This window comes from Crossiella sp. CA198 (assembly GCF_052078295.1).
Classification (GTDB): Bacteria; Actinomycetota; Actinomycetes; order Mycobacteriales; family Pseudonocardiaceae; genus Crossiella.
Genome location: NZ_JBQJIM010000007.1, coordinates 373,163 through 394,624, shown reverse-complemented (window position 1 = coordinate 394,624; position 21,462 = coordinate 373,163). Strand labels below are relative to the sequence as shown.

Here is a 21,462-nt window from a genome sequence, read left to right as displayed (position 1 = left end):
ATCCCCCAAGGAGATCCTCGATGCCGCTGAACCGCCGTGACCTGTTCCGGGGGATCGCGCTCGCACTCGCCGCCAGTCCCGTGCTCGCCGCGTGCGGTGGCGCGCCCGCCCCGGGCGGCGTGCCACTGGCCGGTGGCAACCAGGCCACGCCGCGCCGGGGTGGCGCGCTGCGGGCGGTCTTCGGCGGCGGCCCGGCGGAGAGCCTGGACCCCTACGCCGTTGGCACGCCGGTGGACTTCGTGCGCAACGACGTGGTCTATGACTCGCTGTTCGTGTTGCGTGGCGCGGAATCCGTGCCCTCGCTGGCTACCGCGGTCGAGGTCGCCAAGGACGCGAAGTCGTTCACGCTGCGGCTGCGGGAGAACGTGCGCTGGCACGACGGGTCGCCGTTCACCGCGCAGGACGTGGTCTACAGCCTGCGCTACATGTGCTCCCCCGACCGGCCTTTCCCCAGCCAGCTCGCGCCCTACCTGGATGTCGCCCGTGCCAATGCCATTGACGCCAAGACGGTCGTGGTGCCCACGCTGACCCCGGTCGGCGATCCGGCGCAGCTGCTGGCCGCGATCCCGGCCAAGATGGTCAAGGACGGGGCCAAGGACTTCAGCGCCGGCAAGGCGATCGGCACCGGACCGTACCGGGTGGACTCCTTCGAGGCGGGCAGGCAGACCAGGCTCGTGCGCTTCGACGGGCACTGGGATGGGCAGGCCCCGGCCGACGAGATCCTGTTGCTGAGCCTGAGCGATCCGCAGACCGCGGTGCGCGCGGTGACCTCCGGCCAGGCCGACTACGCAGGCGACGTCCCGGTCGCCACCGCCAGAACCGGAGTGCCCGGCGCGGACCTGGAGATCCGCACCGCGGGCGAGGCCAACCGGATCGGCTTCGCCTTCGTGCTCAACACCACCCGCAAACCCTTCGACGACCCGAGGGTGCGCCGGGCAGTGCGGCTCGCGGTCAACCGTCAAGCACTGGTAGACACCGTGCTGCTCGGCTACGGCGCGCCCGGCAACGACCTGTTCGGCAAAGGCGCCCGGCACCACAGCGACACGCCGCCACCGGCCCGCGATGTCGCCGCGGCCCGCAAGCTGATCAAGGAAGCGGGGGCGGAGGGCGCGGCGGTGACCTTGCGCTCGGCCGAATACGTGCTGGGCTACAACGCCTCCACCCAGCTCTTCGCCGAGCAGCTCAAGGAAATCGGCCTGGACGCCCGGGTGCAACTGGTGGGGCTGCAGGAGTTCTTCGAACCGGCCGCGCTCGCCGAGGCCAACAGCGTGACCTTCTCCATCGGCCCGTCCCCGCTCGCGGCCACCTACGGGCGGCTCGGCGCGTTCCCATCCCTGGCACTGGCCGATCCGGAGTTCACCGCGGCCTTCCAGCGCGCGCTCGGCGCCACCGAGGACAGCGTGCGCGCCCAGGCCTGGGAGCAGGCGCAGCGGGTGATGGCCGAACGCGGCAACACCGTGGTGTGGGGCCAGGCCGATGTGCTCAGCGTGGCGCGCAAGACCGTGGCCGGCGTGCAGGTCCGGGATGAGGCCAAGTACCCCTACCTGGGCAAGGCCGGTCTCGCGTGAACCCTGGACTGGCCATGGTGCTGCGCCGCACCACGCTCAGCGGCGGACTGCTCGTGCTGCTGACCGTGGTGGTGTACGTGGGCGTGGACCTGCTGCCGGGTGACCCGGTGACCGCCCGGCTCGGCCCGAACACCTCCCCGGCCCGGATCGCCGAGATCCGCGCACATCTCGGCCTGGACCGGCCGGTGCTCACCCGCTACGCCGAGTGGGCCTGGGGATTGCTGCAGGGCGATCTGGGCAACGCGGCGAACGGGCGGCCGGTCACCGAGGTGCTCGCCGACCGGATCGGCAACTCGTTGCTGCTGGCCGTGCTCGCGGTGCTGCTGCTGGCCCCGCTGTCGGTGTTCTTCGGTGTGCTCGCGGCCTGGCACCGGGGCCGGGCCGCCGACAGGATCGTGTCCTCGGCCGCGCTGACCCTGGTGTCCCTGCCCGAATTCGTGCTGGCCAGCGCCCTGGTGGTGATCTTCGCGACCGGGCTGGGCTGGCTGCCCGCGCTGTCCTTCGTGCCCGCCGGGGTCAGTCCGCTGGCCCAGCCCGCGGTGCTGGTGCTGCCGGTGCTGAGCCTGCTGCTGGTGGGCCTGGCCTACGCGGTGCGGGTGATCAGGGCCTGCGCGGTGGCCACCCTGCGCTCGCCGCAGGTGGAATTCCTGACCCTCAACGGCATTCCCCCACTGACCATCGCCTGGCGCGCGGTGGTGCCCTCGGTGCTGCCGGTGGCCGTGCAGGTGTGGCTGATCAGCGCGAGCGGCTTTGTCGGCGGGGCCGTGCTGGTGGAACAGGTTTTCGGCTATCCGGGTGTGGGTGAACTGCTGGTCACCTCGGTGCGCTCGGGTGATCTGCCGGCGGTGCAGGCACTGGTGGTGGTGCTCGGTGGCGGGATGCTGCTCGCGCTGGTGCTGGCCGACCTGGCCGCGGTGCTGCTCACCCCGCGCCTGCGCACGACGGTGACCGGATGAGGCGAGCCGGATTCCTGTTGCTGGGCGCGGTGATCGTGCTCGTGCTGGTGGGCCCGGAGCTGGCCCCGCACAGCGTGACCGCGCCGGTCGGCCCGCCGTACGCGCCGCCGGGTGCCGGACACCTGCTGGGTACCGACCACCTCGGCCGCGATGTGTTCTCCCGGCTGCTGGCCGGTGGCCGACCGCTGTTGCTGACCAGTCTGCTGGCCGCGGTCGCGGGCACCGGGCTCGGCACGCTGACCGGACTGCTGTCGGCGTTGCTGCGCTGGGTGAACGCGACCCTGTTCCGGCTGCTGGACGTGCTCGCCGCGGTGCCGCCGGTGCTGCTGCTCCTGCTGGTGCTCACCGCCCTGCCCACCCGGACCGGACTGGTGCTGGCCGTGGTGCTGGTCAGCGCGCCGCTGTCCGCGCGGGTGGCCAGGGCCACCGCCGACCAGGTCCGCCACCGCGGGCACGTGGAAGCCGCCGTGCTGCGCGGCGAGGGCATTGGCTGGCTGCTCACCCGCGAGGTGCTGCCACTGGTGGCGGGAACTCTGTTGGCAGACCTGGGTTTGCGGTTCGTGCTGTCGGTTTACCTGGTCGCCGCGGCCGGATTCCTCGGCATCAGCGGCACCGGCAGCGACTGGGGACTGCTGGTGGTGGAGGCACTGCCCGGGGTGGCGCTGCAACCGTGGGCGCTGCTGGCCCCGGCCCTGGCCATCGCGCTGCTCGCGGTGTCGGCCACCCTGGTCACCGACGGCGTCGGCGCCCGCGCCAAGGCGGTGCTGGCGTGAAACCTTTGGTACGACTGGAGGATCTCGCGCTCGGCGCGGGTGATCAGCGGCTGCTCGACGGGGTTTCGGTGCAGCTGGCCCGCGGCGAGTCGGTGGGCATAGTCGGTCCCTCCGGCAGCGGCAAGACCACCCTGGCGCTGGCGTTGTTCGGACACCTGCGGCCCGGGGTGCGCCATCTCGGCGGCCGGGTGCTGGTCGACGGCCAGGACATGCTGCCGCGGCGCGCTCCCAGGGTGGCCGGGCGGGTGCTCGGTTACCTCGGGCAGGATCCCGGCGGCTCGCTCTACCCCTATGCCAGAGTCGGTTCGATCCTGCGCACCGCGGCCCGCGGTCGCGGCTCGGTGCCGGAGTTGCTGGCCGGGGTGGGACTGCCCGCCGACCTCGCCCGGCGCTACCCGCACCAGCTTTCTGGGGGTCAGCAGCAACGGGTGGCGCTGGCCGCCGCACTGGCCGGGCGGCCCGCGTTGCTGGTGCTGGACGAGCCGACGACTGCGCTGGATGTGCTGGCCACGCAAGAGGTTCTGGCCGAGCTGGCCAGGGTCCGCGCGTCCGGCACCGGGCTGGTGTGGATCAGCCACGATCACGGCACGGTGGCCGCGCTGACCAACCGCGTGCTGGAACTGGAGGCGGGCCGGGTGGTCCGCGACGGCCGCCCAATGGCCCGCCCGATCCGGGTGGCCGGGCAGCGCAGCGGGAGCAGTCCGGGCCGGGAGGTGCTCACCGTGCAAGGACTTTCGGCCCGGCACGGCAAGCGGACCGTGCTGGCCGGAGTCGACCTCACTGTCCACTCCGGACAGTTGCTGGTCGTGCTCGGCGCGTCCGGCGCGGGCAAGAGCACCCTGGCCCGCCGGATCACCGGCCTGCATCCGCGGGGCGACGGTGAGATCCGGCTCGGCGGCACCCTGCTCGCCCCGGATGTGCGCAGGCGGAACCTCGCTCAGCGTGCCGCGCTCGGCCTGGTCGCGCAGAACCCGGCCGACGCCCTGCACCCGCACCAGACCGTGCGCACCGCACTGTCCCGGCCGACCCGCACCCTGCGCCGCACCACCGCGACCGAAGCCGATGTGCGCCGGTTACTGGCACTGGTGCGCCTGCCCGGGGAGTTCGCCGACCGGTTGCCCGGCGAACTCTCCGGCGGGCAACGGCAACGGGTCGCACTGGCCCGCGCGCTGGCCGCCGGACCCGAGGTGCTGCTCTGCGACGAGGCCACCTCGGCCCTGGACAGCGCCGCGCAGCAGGAGATCCTGGCCGTGCTCGCCGACGTGCGCGCACAGCTCGGCCTCGCCGTCGTCCTGATCACCCACGACCCGCACGTAGCCGTCACCGCGGACCAGGTTGTGGTCCTGCACGGCGGTCGCGTGGCCACCACCGGGTCGGCCGAACACCTCTTCCCAGGGCAGGACGATCCGGCGACCGCGGTCGCCCGCCTGCTCACCCCGATCTCCCCGCTCGACACCCGAGGAGTAGCACAGGCATGACAGCGCCCGAGATCATTTCCGAGTTGCAGGCACTGGGCGTGGAGTTGTGGACCGTCCAGGGCCGCATCCGCTTCCGCGCGGCGCCCGGCCTGCTCACCGAGGACCACCGGGCCCGGTTGCGTGCGCACCGGGACGAGGTCCTCGACCTGCTGTCGGCCGAAGCGCAGGCCGGATCGGTGGTGGCCGATCCTCGATCCCGACACGAGCCGTTCCCGCTGACCGATGTGCAGACCGCGTACCTGTTGGGGCGGCAGGAATCCTTCGAGTACGGCGGGGTGGCCTGCCACGGCTACCTGGAGGTGCGCTACCCGCTGCTGGACCCGGTGCGGTTCGAGCGGGTGTGGAACCAGCTCATCACCCGGCACGACATGCTGCGCGCGATCATCCTGGCCGACGGCTACCAGCAGGTTCTGTCCAGTGTGGACCATTATCGGGTGCCGGTGACCGACCTGCGTGGCCGGGACGCGGATCCACACCTGGCCGCGGTGCGCGAAGAACTCGGGCATCACCGGCACGACACCACCGCCTGGCCGCTGTTCGAGCTACGCCTCACCCGCACCGACGCCGGCGACGTCCTGCACATCTCCCTGGACTCGCTGATCGCCGACTGGGGCAGCGCGACCGTGCTGCTGGACGAGATCGACGCGCTGATGCTCGGCGACGAGCTGCCACCGCTGGAACTCACCTTCCGGGACTACCTGCTCGCCGAACGCGGCCTGCGTCAAACCAGCCGCTACCAGCGCGATCAGGAGTACTGGCAGGCCAGGGTGGACGAGTTGCCGCTCGCGCCCGACCTGCCGGTTGGCCCGGCGCCGCAGGGGCCCGGCCGCTTCGAACGGCACCGCTTCCGGCTGCCCGCAGCACAGTGGGACCGGCTGCGCGAACAGGCCCGCGTCCGGGAGATCACCCCGGCCAACGCGGTGCTCACCGCCTACGCCGCGGTGCTGGAACGCTGGAGCGCGCGCTCCCGGTTCAGCCTCAACCTCACCCTGCTCGGCCGCCTGCCACTGCACCCGCAAACCGACCGCTTGGTAGGCGACTTCACCTCGGTCAGTCTGCTGGCCGTGGAACCCCGCGACAGACGCGGATTCACCGACTGGGCCGGTGAGATCGGCGCCCGCCTGTTCGCTGACCTGGAACACCGGCTGTTCACCGGTGTGGAAGTGCTGCGCGAGCTGACCCGCCGCCGTGGCCGGGCAGCGGCGTTGATGCCGGTGGTGTTCACCAGTGGCATCGGCGTCGGACCGGCCGACAGCACGGGCAGCGGGCGCACCCTCGGCGAGGGCATCACCCAGACCCCGCAGGTGCTCCTGGACTGCCAGGCCAACGACGGCGACGGCGAACTGGTGGTGGACTGGGACGTGCGCGCAGGCGTGTTCCCGGCCGGGCTGGTCGAGGACATGTTCGCCGCCTTCAGCGCCCTGCTCACCGACCTGGCGGTTGACGCCGAGGCGTGGACCAGCGGCCGAGACCTGCCGCTGCCTGCCTGGCAGCAGCGGGAACGCGCCGAGGTCAACAACACCGCGGGCCCGCTGCCGGACGCGCGACTGCACGCCGAGGTCTTCGCCCAGGCCGGGCGCACCCCGGAGGCCATCGCCGTGCGCACCCCGGCGGGCACGCTCACCTACGACGAACTCATCCGGCGGGCCGCCGCGGTCGCCGAGGCGGTGCGATGTACCGGCGCGGACCGGGTGGCCGTGGTGCTGGACAAGGGCGCCGACCAGGTGGTCGCCGTGCTGGGTGTGCTGCTCGCCGGAGCCGCCTACGTGCCGGTGGACACCAGCCAGCCCCGGCTGCGCCGCGATCGCATGCTCGCCGACGCGGGTGTGCGACAGGTGCTCACCCAGTCCTGGCTGGACACCGAATGGCCAGCCGAGGTGCACCGCACCAACGTCGACGCGCTGACTCCGGCCGAGTCCAGGCCCGAGGTGCCCGCGGGCGACCCGGACGCGCTGGCCTACCTGATCTACACCTCCGGCTCCACCGGCACCCCCAAGGGCGTGCTGATGACCCACCGCGCGGCGCTGAACACCGTGCGGGACATCAACGAGCGCTACCGGGTGGACGCGGCCGACCGCGTGCTCGGCCTGGCCCAGCTCGGCTTCGACCTCTCCGTCTACGACCTGTTCGGACCGCTGGCCGTCGGCGCGACCCTGGTGCTGCCCGACCCCGCGCGCCGCGCCGATCCCTCGCACTGGGCCGAACTGGTCGCCGACCACGGTGTGACGCTGTGGAATTCGGTCCCCGCGCAGTTGCAGATGCTGGCCAACTACCTCGAAAGCAGCCCCACCGAGCTGCTCACGCTGCGCCTGGCGCTGCTCTCCGGTGACTGGATCCCGGTGACGCTGCCCGCGCAGATCGCCCGGTTCGCCCCGGCCCTGCGCCCGGTGTCCCTGGGCGGGGCCACCGAGGCGGCGATCTGGTCCATTCATCACGACATCACCGAGGCCGACCCGGACCTGCCGTCCATCCCGTACGGCACCCCATTGCGCAACCAGGGTTTCCGGGTGCTGGACCAGCAGTACCGGGACTGTCCGGTGTGGACGGTCGGCGAGTTGCACATCACCGGCGACGGACTCGCCCTTGGCTACAACGGCGATCCCGAGCTGAGCGCGGCGAAGTTCTTCCCGCACCCGGCCGACGGGCAGCGGCTCTACCGCACCGGCGACCTCGGACGTTATCGGCCCGGCGGGGAAATCGAATTCCTCGGCCGCCGGGACAACCAGGTCAAACTGCGCGGGCACCGGGTGGAACTCGGCGAGGTGGAGGCCGGACTGCTGGCCCACCCCGGCGTGGGCGCGGCCGCCGCCGTGCTGGCCGGGGATACCGCCGCCGACCGGGTGCTGCTGGCCTTCGCCGAGCCCGCGCACACCGCGCCCGCCGAGCAGGACGATCAGCGGCTGCGCACCGCGGTGCACCGCTTCGCCGACCGACAGGTAGGCGAGCTGACCGCCGAGACGGTGGCCGGGCACGTGCACGCACTGCACCGGGCCGCGCTGCTGTCCATGCTCGCCGCGCTCACCGGCGCCGGGCTGTTCGCCGAGGGCGGGCACACCCGGGCCGAGGTGCTGGCGGCCGCCGGAGTCGCCGATCAGCACGTCTGGCTGGTGCGCCGCTGGCTGGAGTTGTTGCGGGAACACGGGTTGCTGGCCCTGGACGGCGACCGCTACTACGCGGTGGACATCACCGAGGACGTCGACGCCGCCTGGCACCGAGTACGCGCAGGCGTCGAAGCGGGGCTGTGGACCGCGGAGTTCCTGGACTACCACCTGGACCACCTGCACCGGCTTCCTGAGTTGCTAGCCGGGACGCAGAGCCCGTTCGAGCTGCTCTTCCCCGCGGGCGACACCGCGCGGGCACTGGCGGTGTACCGGGACTACTCGATCACCCGCTACCTCAACCACGGCGCCGCCGCCGTGCTGCGCCGGATTGCCGCGGCTCACCCGACCGGTCGGTCGGTACGCGTGCTGGAAGTGGGCGCGGGCACCGGCGCCACCACTTCGGTGGTGCTGCCGCTGCTGGCCGGGTACGAGGTGGACTACCAGTTCACCGACCTGACCCCGTTCTTCCTCGGCGCGGCTCGCGCACAGTTCCCGACCGCTCGGTTGGCGCTGTTCGACCTGGACGGCGAGCTGCGCGCGCAGGGTCAGCAGCCCAGCTCGGTGGACGTGCTGCTGTGCGCCGGCGTGCTCAGCAGCACCAAGGATGTGCGCGCGGCACTGCGGCGGGCGGTGGAACTGCTCGCCCCCGGCGGCTACCTGGTGCTCACCGAACCCACCGCCGAACTGCCGCATCTGCTGCTCACCCAGGGCTTCATGATGCTGCCCACTCCGGACGGCACCACCCCGGTGCACGACCTGACCCGCTGGCGTGCACTGCTCGCCGAGGTCGGCGCGGAAGAGGTGCTGTGCCTGCCCGAGCAGGACCACCCCTTCGCCGCGCACGGCATGCACCTCCTGACCGCCAGGGTGAAGACCGACCGGAGCCCGGTCACCGCGCCGGAACTCCTCGCCCACCTGGCCGAACGGGTGCCCGCACACATGGTGCCCGGCCAGCTCCAACTCGTGGACGCACTGCCGGTCACCGCCAACGGCAAAATCGACCGGGGTGCGCTGGCGAACTGGCGGATCCAGGCGGTCGCCGACGACGGCAGCGACAACGCCGACACCCCGGCCGATGAGCTGGAGGCCGCGGTCACCGCACTGTGGGCCGAGGCCCTCGGCGTGACCAGGCTCGGCCGCGAGGACAACCTCTACGAACGCGGCGCCGACTCGCTGATCATGGCCAGGGTCGCGGGCAAGCTGCGCGAGCAGCTCCCCGAGGCGGCCGCACTCCCCTACGACACGCTGCTGCGCGCCCAGCTCAACGAACCGCGGATCGCCGCGCTGCTGCATCTGTTGCGCGCCAGCACCAGCCCGGCCGAACTACCGGCCGAGGCTGCCCGGCCCGGCTCCGGCAACGCCCTGCTGGTGCCCTTCGGCGGTGGCGTGGACGGCCCGGTGCGGGTGCTCTTCCACGCCGCGCTGGGCACCATGGACTACTTCCAGCACCTGGGCAAAGCCCTTGCCGCCCAGGGACTCGGCCCGGTCGTGGGCATCGCGGTCGCCGACACCGAGGTCTACTGCGCCACCGCACCACGGGACCTGGTCGCCGCGGTCGCCGACGGCTACGCCCAGCGCCTGGCCGAGGAAGGCCATACCCGGTTCCAGCTCATCGGCTACTGCCTGGGCGGCCTGTTCGCGGTCGAGGTGGCCCGGCGGCTGCTGGAACGCGGCCTGGACGTCGCCAACCTCACCCTGGTCGACAGCATCCCGATGATGCTGGACACCGACGAGGAACTGGCCTTCGAGTCGATCTTCGTGCCGAACCTGGACCTGGACCCGGTCGCCGCCGTGTTCGGACCGGAGGTCGACGCCGACGACCTGGGCCGCGCCGTCTCGATGCTCATGGCGCGCAACGGAAACCGGATCGAGGCGGGCGAACTCGCCGAGCTGACCGGCGACCCCGGCCTGGACGCGGTGGCCGCCGCCGCCCGCGCCCGAGCCGCGGTGCCGCAACAGGAACGTCTCGCCGGGTACGCGGCGGCCTGCGCCGAGGGCGCGGGCATTCCGGTCGCGCCGGAGCTGATCCCGGCGTTGTTCCGGGTCACCCGGCACAGCGTGATCGCCGCCCGGTTCGACCCCGAGCCCTACGCCGGTGACCTGACCTTCCTGCGCGCCGAACAGGCCCAGTCCTTCGGCATCACCGCCGGGGTCGGGCACCTGGCGGAACCGTTCTGGGCCAACACCTGTCTCGACGAGTTCACCGTGCACGGCGTGCCAGGCAACCACTTCAGCCTCATCGAACCACCCCACGTCGGCGAGGTCGCCGAACACCTGGCGACCGCCCTGCGCGTCCACCCCGACACCGATCAGGAGATCCCGGCATGAGCGGCTCCACCCCGACCGCGTTGCGCGAGTTGCGCGCCCCGGTCATCGGGCTCACCAGGCTGGGCGTGGCCCTGGGCGCACTCGGCGCGCTCACCACGCTGCTGCCGTTCATCGGCATCGCCGAACTCGCCCGCACCCTGCTCACGCCGGGACCGCTGAACGAGAGCGCCATCATCACCGCCGCGGTGCTCATCGGCGCCGGGATCATCCTCGGCTGGAGCTGCACCGGCGCGGCGCTGTGGGTCACCCACATCGCCGACGGCCGGTTGCAGGCCGGACTGCGCCGCACACTGGTCGCCCGGCTCGGCCAGGTCGAACTCGGCTGGTACACCGACACGAACTCCGGCGCGGTGCGCAAGGCCGCCCAGGACGACATCGACGACCTGCACCACCTCATCGCCCACCACGACGTCGAACTGGCAGGCGCGATCGCGTTGCCGGTGGGCGGACTGGGTTACCTGTTCTGGCTGGACTGGCGACTCGGCCTGCTCGCGCTGGCCACCCTGCCGGTCTACCTGGTGGCCTACGGGTTCATGATGCGCGGCTTCGCGGACAAGATGCGACAGCTGGACTCCGGCTTCGCCAAGGTGTCCTCGGCGATCGTGGAGTTCGTGCACGGCATCGCCGTGGTCAAGACCTTCGGCCAGGCCGGGCGCGCGCACGCCGGATATCGCGGCGCGGTCAGCGAGTTCGCCCAGCGCTACGCGGGCTGGGTACGCCCGGTGCTGCGGCTGGAAGCGCTGACCTCGATGGCACTGGCCGTGCCGGTGGTCGCGCTGGTCGGTATCGCCGGTGGCATCTGGTTCACCGCGCAGGGCTGGGTGCACCCGGTGGACGCGCTAGCCGAGGTGCTGGTGGCGGTGGTCATCCCGTCCACCCTGCTCACCCTCAACCAAGGCTTCACCGCCCAGCGCAAGGCGGTGTCCGCGGCCGAACGCCTCGCCGCGCTGCTGGCCACCCCGGCGCTGCCGGTCACCACGAACCCGCAGCAGCCCACCGGGCACGACGTCGAGTTCGACGCGGTCACCTTCGGCTACACCGAGAACACGCCCGTTCTGTCCACAGTGGACCTGCACTGCCCGGCGGGCACGGTCACCGCGCTGGTCGGCGCCTCCGGTGCGGGCAAGTCCACCCTGGCCACCCTGGTGCCCCGGTTCTACGACGTGACCGGCGGCGCGGTGCGCATCGGCGGCGTGGACGTGCGCAACCTCTTGCCCGCCGATCTCTACCGAACGGTCGGTTTTGTGTTGCAGGACGTGCAGCTGCTGCACGGCAGCGTCGCGGACAACCTGCGCCTTGGCCGACCCGGCGCGACCGAGGCCGAACTGGTCGAGGCCGCCACCGCCGCCCGCATCCACGACCGCATCACCGCCCTGCCCAGGGGTTACGACTCGGTGGTCGGCGAGGACGCGGTGTTCTCCGGCGGCGAGGCCCAGCGGGTGGCCATCGCTCGCGCGCTGCTCGCCGACACCCCGGTGCTGGTGCTGGACGAGGCCACCGCACACGCCGACGCCGAATCCGAGGCCGATATCCAGGACGCGCTGTCCGTGCTGGCCAGGGGCCGCACCGTGCTGGTGATCGCACACCGGCTGGCCACCATCACCGGCGTCGACCAGATCGTGCTGCTTGACGAAGGCCGGGTGGCCGAACGCGGCACCCACCCCGAACTGCTCGCCCTGGACGGCCGCTACGCCCGGATGTGGGCCGCCGTGCAGAACCCCGAAGGAGCCACCCGATGATCCGCCACCTCGCCACCGTCCTCGGCGAGCGGCACCGGGGCGCCCTGCGCGCCTACCTGTGCTGGCTGGTCGGTTACGCCGTGATGGAGGGCCTCGCCATGGTGGCGCTGGTGCCCGCACTGCGTGCCCTGCTCGACGGCGACACCGACGGCGCGCTGCGCTGGCTCGGCGTGCTCGCCGGGGCCGTGCTGCTCACCTGCGTGGCCCGCTACCAGCAGGCCATGAAGGGCTTCGGCCTGGCCCTGACCACCCTGGAAACCCTGCATGAGCGGCTCGGCGACCACATCGCGACCCTACCGCTCGGTTGGTTCAGCAGCGAGAAGGTCGGCAGGCTCTCTCGCAGCGCCACCAGCGGCACCTTCATGGTCACCAACGTGTTCGCGCACATGCTCACCCCGGTGGTCAGCGGCATCATCACCCCGGCCACCGTCGGCCTGGCGGTGCTGGTGCTGGACTGGCGGCTCGGCCTGGTGATCGTGCTCAGCGCGCCGGTGGTGTGGACCATCCACCGCTGGTCCGCCGCGGCGATCAGCCGCACCGAGGAACAGCGTGACGGCGCGGACGCCCTGGCCGCCAGCCGGGTGGTCGAGTTCGCCCGCACCCAGAAGACCTTGCGCGCCTTCGGTCGCGGCACCGAGGGCTACCGGCCCCTGGAAGAAGCCATCGAGAACCGGGGTCGCGCGGGCGGGAACATGTTGCGGCAGACCATGCCCAAGCTGCTCGCCGGTGGCCTGGCCGTGCAGTTGTCCTTCGTGCTGCTCGTGGTGGTCGGTGTGCTGCTGGTGCTCAACGCCGCCATCGACCCGGTGACCCTCGTCGTGCTGCTCGCGCTGTCCGCCCGGTTCGTCGGCCCGCTCACCGAGGTCGCCGGCCGCAGCGGCATGCTGCGGATGGCCGCCAACGACCTGTCCCGCCTGGCCGCGGTGCTCAACGAGCCGCCGCTGCCGGTGCCCGACAACCCCAAGCCGGTCACCCGGCCCGGCGAGATCGAGTTCGCCGACGTCACCTTCGGCTACCGCACTGAAATCCCGGTGCTGGCCGGGCTGACGCTGACGATCCCGCCACGCACCATGACCGCCGTGGTCGGCGCCTCCGGCTCCGGCAAGACCACGCTGACCCGCCTGGTGATGCGCTTCTTCGACGCGAACCAGGGCATCGTGAAGGTCGGCGGCGTCGACGTGCGCGAACTGTCCACAGAGGACCTGATGGCCCAGGTTTCGCTGGTGATGCAGGACGTCTACCTCTTCGACGACACCCTGGAGGCCAACATCCGGATCGGCCGCCCCGGCGCCACCGAGGAGGAACTGCGCGAGGCCGCGCGGGTCGCCGGGGTGGACGAGATCGTCGAGCGGCTGCCGCGGGGCTGGGCCACCCGGGTCGGCGAGGGCGGCGCGTCCCTGTCCGGCGGGGAGCGGCAGCGGGTGTCGGTGGCGCGCGCGGTGCTCAAGGACGCGCCGATCGTGCTCCTAGATGAGGCCACCGCCGCGCTGGACCCGGCGAACGAACGGCATGTGCAGAACGCCTTGCACGCCTTGATGAGCCGGTCCACCCTGCTGGTCATCGCCCATCAGCTGCCCACCGTGGTGGCCGCCGACCAGATCCTGGTGCTCGACGGCGGCCGGGTGGCCGAAGCGGGCAGGCACGCCGACCTGCTCGCCGCCGGTGGCCGTTACGCCGACTTCTGGCACCGCCGCCAGCGCGGCAGTGGCTGGCGCCTGGTCGCGGAGGCGGACGCGTGAGCGGGCTGATCGGCATCGTCGGCGCGTACGGCGACGTCGGCGGCCACGCCACCAGGGCCCTGCACCGGGCTGGCATGGAGCTGCGGCTCGGCGGCCGGAATCTGGCCGCTGCCACCGAGTTCGCCGCCCAACTGGACGGGTCAGTCGGGTGCCGCCGGGTTGATTTCCGTGATCCGGCCGCGGCGGCGGAGTTCGCGAACGGGTGCCGGGTGCTGCTCAACTGCGCGGGACCCTCGCACGCCGTCGGCGATGTGCTGGCCGAGGCCGCGCTACGGGCCGGTGCGGACTACGTCGACGCCGCGGGCGACGATTCACTGCACGCCCGGCTGGACAACGCCAGGTTCACCGCGGCCGGGCGGGCCGCGGTGCTCTCCGCCGGTGTCCAGCCCGGCCTGACCTCGATCTTCCCCCGCGCCGTGGCGGCCGGACTGGACCAGGTCACCGGACTGACCGTCTACTTCGGACTCATCGACCGGTTCACCGCGGTCGCCGCCGACGAGTACCTCCAGGCAGTCGCGGACGGGTTGAGCACCCCACGGGCCGCCTGGCGCAACGGGATCCAGCCCGGCGCGCTGACCCGGCGGGACGACATCCGGCTGCCATTCGTGGCCGGGGAGATCACCGCGCTGCCCCAGCTGACCACCGAATCCGTGCGGCTGGCCGAAGCACTGGGCCTGCACCGGGGTGACTGGCACACCGTGCTCTCCGGCACGCACGTGCTCAGCGTGTTCGACCGGGTGCACACGCTGGACCGGGCCGAGGCCATCGCGGCGTTGTGCCGCACCAGTCTGCTCGACCTGGCCGGACGCGCGCCGCTGGCCGTGATCGCGGTCCGCGCCGAGGGCGTCAAGGACGGTCAGCCCGCCGCACTGTCCTCGGTGCTGCGCGGTCCGGGCAACGCGCCGATCACCGGCGCGGTGGCCGCCTTCGCCGCGCGGGCGGTGGCCAGGGGCGAGGTCCCGCCAGGGCGGCACTACGCCACCGACGTACTGGACCCGGTCGCCCTGGTGGCCGAGCTGACCGGCCCCGGCGGCCCGGCCGTCGCGAGTGCGGTGCACAGCATCGACACCGACGAGGAGGGCGAGCTGTGACCGGCCCGGAAGCCATGCGGCAGCTGGAGAACATCGGGCTGGCCGCCATGGCGGAGATCGTCGCGGGCGCGGGCGAAGGCACCGCCGCTGAACTGGCCGCGACGCTGCGGGTGGCGCCCCGGCACCGTGGCCAGTTCGAGCGCTGGCTGGTCGCGCTCACCGACGCGGGCCTGCTGAGCGCTGACGGCGACCGGCTGCGCTGCTCCCCCGCACCCTCGCTGCGCACCAACGGGCTCGACGCCGCCTACGCACAACTCGGCTTCCCGCAACGGATGGCGGCCTTCCACTGTGCCGCGCTCGCCTCGTTGCCGCAGCTGCTGCGGGGTGAGATCGCGGTGCAGGACCTGCTCTTCGCCGACGGCGACCACCTCGCCGCACTGGCCGCCTACCAGGACAACCACGCCACCAAGGCCCTCAATACCGCCTGCGCCGACCTGGTGCGCGCGGCCGCTGGCCCGGAACCGTTGCGGGTACTCGAAGTCGGCGGCGGCGCGGCGGGCACCACCGAGGCCGTGCTCGCCGCACTGGCCGGACTTGAGGTGGACTACCTGTTCACCGACCGGTCCACGCTGTTCACCGTGGCCGCGACCGGACGGCTCGGCGTGCGCACCGCCCGCCTGGACCTCAACCGCGACCTCACCGAGCAGGGTTTCGCGCCGGGCAGCGCGGACGTGGTGGTGGCGGGCAACGTGCTGCACAACGCCGTCGACCTCGGCTTCTCCCTGCGGGAACTACGCGAGGTGCTGGCGCCCGGCGGCACGCTGGTGTTCACCGACTGCGTCCGGGACAACCACGCGGTGCTCACCTCCATGCACTTCCTGCTCTCCGCCCAGGACGGCGATCCGGCCCCGGGCAGCGGCGACCGGCGCGGCGCGGAACTGTTCCCACCCGCCAAACACTGGCAGCAGGAGCTGATCGCGGCCGGGTTCATCCCGGCGACCGTGACCCAGCCGGACATCCCCGGCGGGCAACGGCTCTTCCACGCCGTGGCCGCACCGCGGGCCAACGAGATCGACGACCTGCTGCGTGCCCTCGGACCAAACCCGGCGCGTACCGCGGTGCTGCTGCCTGACGGCGTTGCCGCGCAGGCGGTGCGCGCGACGGGCGGCACTGTCCTCATTGGACCGAAGGATACCCGGCCCGCCGCCGTGCTCGCCTTCCTGGAACGCAGCGGGGCAAGTACGGCTGTCCTTCCCGCCGCACTCGCCGACGCCCTCGCCGCCGAACCCGCGGCGGCCCTGACCGACCTGGCCGAGCTGACCCGCGTGGTGTGCGTGGGCGAGCCGCGGAACCCCGGCGCACTGGCCGAACTCGGCCCCGAGGTACACATCGTGCGGCCAAGCATCCCGGCGGCAGACCCGGTCGCCACCGCCGAAACCGAGGCCGAACGGGCCCTGGCGGGACTGGACGTTGACGCCGCGGCCGAGGTCTCCGACGCGGTGAGCGCACTGTGTCTGCGGGCCATGCTCGCCGCCCTGCACCGCACCGGCAACTTCACCGCCGGGTCAGCGCACACCGAATCCGAGATCCTCACCACCGCCCGGGTACTGCCTGAGTTCCGCCCGCTGGTCCGGCGCTGGCTGGCGGTGCTCATCCGGGAAGGACTGCTGACACTGGACAACGGCCGCTATGCGTCCACAGTGGACGCTGGTGCGGACCTCGCCGCCGACTGGGACCGCCAGGCCGAGCGGTGGGCGGGCACGCTCGGTTCGGCGCACACCGTGGCCTACGTGCGCCGCAGCGCCGACCTGCTGCCCGAACTGTTGCGCGGTACCGAGCAGGCCGTGCACCTGCTGTTCCCGGAGGGCCGCACCGAGGTGGCGGCCGCGCTGTACCGGGAAGGCGCCACCGCGCGCTACCAGCGGGCCGCGGTCGCCGGAGCACTGCGCGCCGTGGCCGAATCCACGCCAGGAAGGTTGCGGGTGCTGGAGGTCGGTGCGGGTACCGGCGGCACCACCGAGGCCGTGCTGCCCGCCCTGCGCGGCCAGGACGTCGACTACCTGTTCACCGACGTCTCCCGCTACTTCCTGGAACAGGCCCGCGGCCAGTTCGGCGACCGGATCCGCTACGGCCAGTACGACATCGACGCCGCCCCGGCGGCCCAGGGCATGGCACTCGGCCAGTTCGACGTGGTGCTCGCGGGCGGCGTGCTCAACGCCGCCGCGGACACCGACCTCGCGGTGCGCTGGCTCGCCGAACTGCTCGTGCCCGGCGGCTGGCTGGTGCTCACCGAGCCCACTGCTGAGGAGCACTGGGTGATGGCCTCCCAAGGCTTCCTGATGGCCCAGGCCCAGGATGCCCGCGCCGAGTCCGGGGCCACCTTCCTGTCCCTGGACCAGTGGCTGGCCGTGCTCGTCGGCGCGGGCCTGCACGTCGAACCCGTGCTACCGGCCGAGGACCACCCGCTGACGCGCCTGGGGCACCGCGTCTTCCTGACCCGCACCCCTGAGAGGACCTGACATGTGCGGCATCACCGGCTGGGTCGCCTTTACGGCGGACCTGACCACCCAGCGGCCCCTCGTCGAGGCGATGACCGCCACCATGGCCGACCGCGGCCCGGACGAGAGCGGCGTGTGGCTGGACCGGCACGTGGCCCTGGGACACCGGCGGCTGGCCGTGATCGACCTGCCCGGCGGCCGTCAGCCCATGCGCGCGGACACCCCGGCGGGCTCGGTAGTGCTGGTCTACTCCGGCGAGGTCTACAACTTCACCGAACTGCGCACCCAGCTCACCGGCCTCGGCCACACCTTCCGCACCGGCAGCGACACCGAGGTGGTGCTGCGCGGCTACCTGGAATGGGGCGAGCAGCTCGCCGAACGCCTCAACGGCATGTACGCCTTCGCCATCTGGGACGGCCGGGAGCGGAAACTGGTGCTGGTCCGGGACCGGATGGGCGTCAAACCGCTGTACCTGCACCGCACTCCCGACGGTGTGCTGTTCGGCTCCGAACCCAAGGCGGTGCTGGCCAATCCGCGCTTCCCCAGGCGGGTGGACACCGGCTGCCTGCGCGAGTTGGTCGGCTTCACCAAGACCCCCGGCTGGGCGCTGTGGCGTGATCTGCACGAGGTCGAACCGGGCACCGTGGTCACCGTGGACGCCTCGGGTGTGCGCGAACGCGTGTACTGGCGGCTGGAAACCATTGAGCACAAAGACGATCCGCAGACGACCATCGCCAGGGTCGGCGAGCTGCTCACCGATGTGGTGGCCCGTCAGGTGGTCGCCGACGTGCCGCGCTGCGTGCTGCTCTCCGGCGGCCTGGACTCCAGCGCGGTGACTGCCCTGGCCGCGGCCGAACTTGTTGCCACCGGGGAGAAACTGCGGTCCTTCGCGGTGGACTTCGCCGGATATGAGGAGAACTTCCGACCCGACGAACTGCGTGAGACCCCGGATTCCCCTTTCGTACGCGAGGTTTCCGCGCACGTGGGCACCGAACACCAGAACGTGGTGCTCGACTCCCGCGCGCTGATGGACCCGGCCCTGCGCCGGGCGGTGGTCGCGGCCAGGGACATGCCGATCGGCCTCGGCGATATCGACAGCTCGATGTTGTTGCTGTTCCAGGCGATCCGGCGGGAGTCCACCGTCGCGCTCTCCGGTGAGTTCGCCGACGAGCTGTTCGGCGGCTACGCCTGGTTCCACCACCCGGCCGCCAGGGACGCGGACACCTTCCCGTGGCTGGCCTTCCAGAACACCTACACCGCCGACCGCGGCACCCCGCTGCGTCCGGAACTGCGGGCCGCACTGGACATCGGCGGTTACGTGGCCGACGAGTACGCCACCGCGGTGGCCAAGGTCGAGCACCTCGACGGCGAGGACGCCTTCGCCCGCCGGATGCGCACCAGCAGCCACCTGCACATCACCCGCCTGGTCCGGGCCATGCTGGACCGCAAGGACCGGATGTCCATGGCGGTGGGCCTGGAGGTCCGGGTGCCCTTCGCCGACCACCGCCTGGTCGAGTACGTCTACAACACGCCGTGGTCGCTGAAGAACGTGGACGGCCGGGAGAAGGGCCTGCTGCGTCAGGCCGTCGCGCACCTGCTGCCGCAATCGGTGGTGCAGCGGGTGAAGAGCCCGTATCCGTCCACACAGGACAGCGGCTATGCGCTGGCCTTGCAGGAACAGGCCCGCGAGGTGCTCGCCGAGGCGGACAGCCCGGTGTTCGCGGTGTTCGACCGGGCCTGGCTGCACCAGGTCGCCACCGGACCGGCCGAGGCGGTCACCGGCGGTGGGCGCACCGGCGTGGAACGCGCCCTGGACTTCCACCACTGGGCCGATCTGTACCGGCCCGAACTAGACCTGGTCTGAGGAGAACTCGATGCTCGACATGAGGGATGCCCTGCTGCTCGGCGAGGAGTTCATCCAGGACTCGCACACCGTGGCGGCCGGCATGCGCGAGACCACCCCGGTGCGTTTCGCCGTGCTACCGGGCGGATTCCCGGTGTGGCTGGTCACCGGCTACGCCGAGGCACGCGCGGTGATGACCGACGCCCGGTTCAGCAGCCACCGCGTCTACGACCGCCTGGAACGGCTGCGGATCGGGCCGGACGCGGAGAGTTCCTTCTCCGACGACCTGGTGATGAACCTGCTCAACCTGGACCCGCCCGATCACACCCGGCTGCGCAAGCTGGTGGCCAAGGCGTTCACCACGCGTTCGGTGGAGCCGATGCGGGAACGCATCGAGCAGATCACCGACGAGCTGCTGGATGCCATGGCGGGCAAGGAGTCCGTGGAGTTCCTGGCCGATTTCGCCTACCCGCTGCCGATCCAGGTCATCTGCGAACTGCTCGGCGTGCCCTTCGCCGACCGGGCGGATTTCGTGGACTGGTCGCGCACCATGGTCGCGGCCACCACCCCGGAGGAGATCGGCGCGGCCTCCATGCGGATGGCCGCCTACCTCGGCGATCTGGTGGCGGCCAAGCGGATCGAGCCGACCGAGGACCTGTTGTCGGAGCTGGTGCACGTCAGCGAGGACGGTGATCGGCTCTCCCGCCGCGAGCTGATCGCCACCGCGGTGGTGCTGCTCACCGGCGGCTTCGAGACCACGGTGAACCTGCTCTCCAGCGGAATGCTCGCGCTGCTGCGCCACCCCGACCAGCTCGCGCTGCTGCGTGCGGACCACTCGCTGCTGCGCAACGCGGTCGAGGAGTTCCTGCGGTATGAGACGCCGAACAACCTGTCCTCACCGCGCTATACCACCGAGGACGTCGAACTCGGCGGGGTGCTGATCCCGGAGGGGCACTTCGTGATGGTGTCCTGGCTGGCGGCCAACCGCAGCGACCGCTTCGCCGAACCGGACCGCCTGGACATCACCCGGGCGGCAGGCGGGCACCTGGCCTTCGGGCACGGCATGCACTACTGCGTTGGCGCGCCGCTGGCCCGGCTCGAAGGCGAGATCGCCTTCGGCAGACTGCTGGACCGCTTCACACAGATCGAGCTGCTGTCCACTGTGGACTCGCTGCGCTGGCGGCACAGCACCGCCATGCACGGCCTGGAGACCCTGACGCTGAGGCTGCGCTGATGACTGAGCGACCGTACCCGTTCAACAACCCGGAAAGCCTTGCCCTGTCAGCGGAATATGCCGAGATCCGGCAGTGCCCCGGCCTGACCAGGGTCCGCCTGCCCTACGGCGAACCGGCCTGGCTGGTCACCCGGCACGAGGAAGCCCGCGCGGTGCTGGCCGATCCCCGGTTCAGCCGCGCCGAGGCCGGCCGACGGGATGCGCCGCGCACCACGCCGGTGAGTCCGATCGGCATCGTGGCCATGGATCCACCCGAGCACACCCGGCTGCGCAAGCTGGTCGCCCAGGCGTTCACCGGCAGGCGCGCCGAGGCCCTGCGGCCGTTCGTGCGCGAGCAGGCCGAGCGGGCGGTACAGGCGCTGCGGGCACACGGCGGTCCGGCCGATCTGGTCGAGCACGTCGCGTTGCCGGTGCCGATCCAGGTGATCTGCGAACTGCTCGGCGTGCCGGTGGCCGACCGGGACCGGTTCCGGGCCTGGAGCGAGGTGGTGCTCTCCACCAGCGGCAGCACCCCCGCGCAGTTCGGGCAGGCCACCGGGGCACTGATGGCCTACATGGGTGAGCTGCTCACCGAGCGGCGCACCGCACCGGCAGGCGACCTGATCAGCGCGCTGGCCGAGGCGGGCGCCGCTGGCGAACGACTGTCCGAAGTGGAACTGGTGCAGCTGTGCATCGCGTTGCTGCTCGGTGGTTACGAGACCACCGCCACCGAACTGGCCAACTTCGCGCACACCCTGCTCACCACCCCCGGCGCCTACACCCGGCTGTGCGCCGAACCGGAGGCGATCACCGAGGCGGTGGAGGAACTGCTGCGTCTGGTCGCCATGCCCTCGGCCGCGGCCATGCCCCGCTACGCCCGCACCGACCTGGACATCGGCGGCCAGCGCATCTGCCAGGGCGAGGCCGTGCTGGTGGCTCTCAGCGCCGCCAACCACGACCCCGCGCGCTACCCCGATCCCGGGCAGCTCGACCTGAACCGCCCGCCCCGGCAGCACCTGGCCTTCGGGCACGGCAGCCACCACTGCGTTGGCGCCGCTCTGGCCCGCGTGCAACTCCAGGAAACGCTGCGCGCGCTGACCCGGAACCTGCCCGGACTGCACCTGGCCGGCGAGGTCAGCTGGAAGCCCGCCGCGTTCCTGCGTGGCCCGCGGCTGCTGCCGGTGGCCTGGTGAAC

General features: G+C 72.1%; 12 protein-coding genes. All 12 read left to right on the top strand.

Annotation, left to right across the window (positions count from 1 at the left end; genetic code table 11):
• The first annotated feature begins 20 nt into the window (after nucleotides 1-20).
• Genes ACTOWY_RS14655 through ACTOWY_RS14600 form a run of 12 tightly spaced genes read left to right on the top strand, consistent with a single transcriptional unit; the run spans nucleotide 21 to nucleotide 21,460 of the window.
• Nucleotides 21-1,568: an ABC transporter substrate-binding protein gene (locus tag ACTOWY_RS14655; RefSeq protein ID WP_441310170.1), complete on the top strand. Its 1,548-nt coding sequence runs from the start codon at nucleotides 21-23 to the stop codon at nucleotides 1,566-1,568.
• Nucleotides 1,565-2,524, top strand: coding sequence for an ABC transporter permease (locus tag ACTOWY_RS14650; protein ID WP_441310169.1), 960 nt, complete (start codon nucleotides 1,565-1,567; stop codon nucleotides 2,522-2,524). The genes ACTOWY_RS14655 and ACTOWY_RS14650 overlap by 4 nt, the downstream gene beginning before the upstream one ends.
• Nucleotides 2,521-3,297, top strand: coding sequence for an ABC transporter permease (locus ACTOWY_RS14645; RefSeq protein ID WP_441310168.1), 777 nt, complete (start codon nucleotides 2,521-2,523; stop codon nucleotides 3,295-3,297). Before ACTOWY_RS14650 ends, ACTOWY_RS14645 begins: the two co-directional genes overlap by 4 nt.
• Nucleotides 3,294-4,775, top strand: coding sequence for an ABC transporter ATP-binding protein (locus tag ACTOWY_RS14640; RefSeq protein WP_441310167.1), 1,482 nt, complete (start codon nucleotides 3,294-3,296; stop codon nucleotides 4,773-4,775). Before ACTOWY_RS14645 ends, ACTOWY_RS14640 begins: the two co-directional genes overlap by 4 nt.
• The gene (locus ACTOWY_RS14635; RefSeq protein WP_441310166.1) at nucleotides 4,772-10,204 is read left to right on the top strand and encodes an amino acid adenylation domain-containing protein; all 5,433 of its coding nucleotides are present in this window, start codon (nucleotides 4,772-4,774) and stop codon (nucleotides 10,202-10,204) included. The genes ACTOWY_RS14640 and ACTOWY_RS14635 overlap by 4 nt, the downstream gene beginning before the upstream one ends.
• Complete coding sequence (locus ACTOWY_RS14630; protein WP_441310165.1) at nucleotides 10,201-11,943, top strand: ABC transporter ATP-binding protein; 1,743 nt, start codon at nucleotides 10,201-10,203, stop codon at nucleotides 11,941-11,943. The genes ACTOWY_RS14635 and ACTOWY_RS14630 overlap by 4 nt, the downstream gene beginning before the upstream one ends.
• Nucleotides 11,940-13,682: an ABC transporter ATP-binding protein gene (locus ACTOWY_RS14625; protein ID WP_441310164.1), complete on the top strand. Its 1,743-nt coding sequence runs from the start codon at nucleotides 11,940-11,942 to the stop codon at nucleotides 13,680-13,682. Before ACTOWY_RS14630 ends, ACTOWY_RS14625 begins: the two co-directional genes overlap by 4 nt.
• Complete coding sequence (locus tag ACTOWY_RS14620; protein WP_441310163.1) at nucleotides 13,679-14,773, top strand: saccharopine dehydrogenase NADP-binding domain-containing protein; 1,095 nt, start codon at nucleotides 13,679-13,681, stop codon at nucleotides 14,771-14,773. Before ACTOWY_RS14625 ends, ACTOWY_RS14620 begins: the two co-directional genes overlap by 4 nt.
• On the top strand, nucleotides 14,770-17,232 hold the full coding sequence (locus ACTOWY_RS14615; RefSeq protein WP_441310162.1) for a methyltransferase: 2,463 nt from the start codon (nucleotides 14,770-14,772) through the stop codon (nucleotides 17,230-17,232). Before ACTOWY_RS14620 ends, ACTOWY_RS14615 begins: the two co-directional genes overlap by 4 nt.
• Before the next feature lies 1 nt (nucleotide 17,233).
• Nucleotides 17,234-19,075, top strand: coding sequence for an asparagine synthase (glutamine-hydrolyzing) (asnB, locus tag ACTOWY_RS14610; protein ID WP_441310161.1), 1,842 nt, complete (start codon nucleotides 17,234-17,236; stop codon nucleotides 19,073-19,075).
• A 10-nt stretch (nucleotides 19,076-19,085) separates the two neighbouring features.
• Nucleotides 19,086-20,288, top strand: coding sequence for a cytochrome P450 family protein (locus ACTOWY_RS14605; RefSeq protein WP_441310160.1), 1,203 nt, complete (start codon nucleotides 19,086-19,088; stop codon nucleotides 20,286-20,288).
• Nucleotides 20,288-21,460 (top strand): cytochrome P450, encoded by a 1,173-nt coding sequence (locus ACTOWY_RS14600; protein WP_441310159.1) that lies wholly within the window; start codon nucleotides 20,288-20,290, stop codon nucleotides 21,458-21,460. Before ACTOWY_RS14605 ends, ACTOWY_RS14600 begins: the two co-directional genes overlap by 1 nt.
• Nucleotides 21,461-21,462 lie beyond the last annotated feature (2 nt).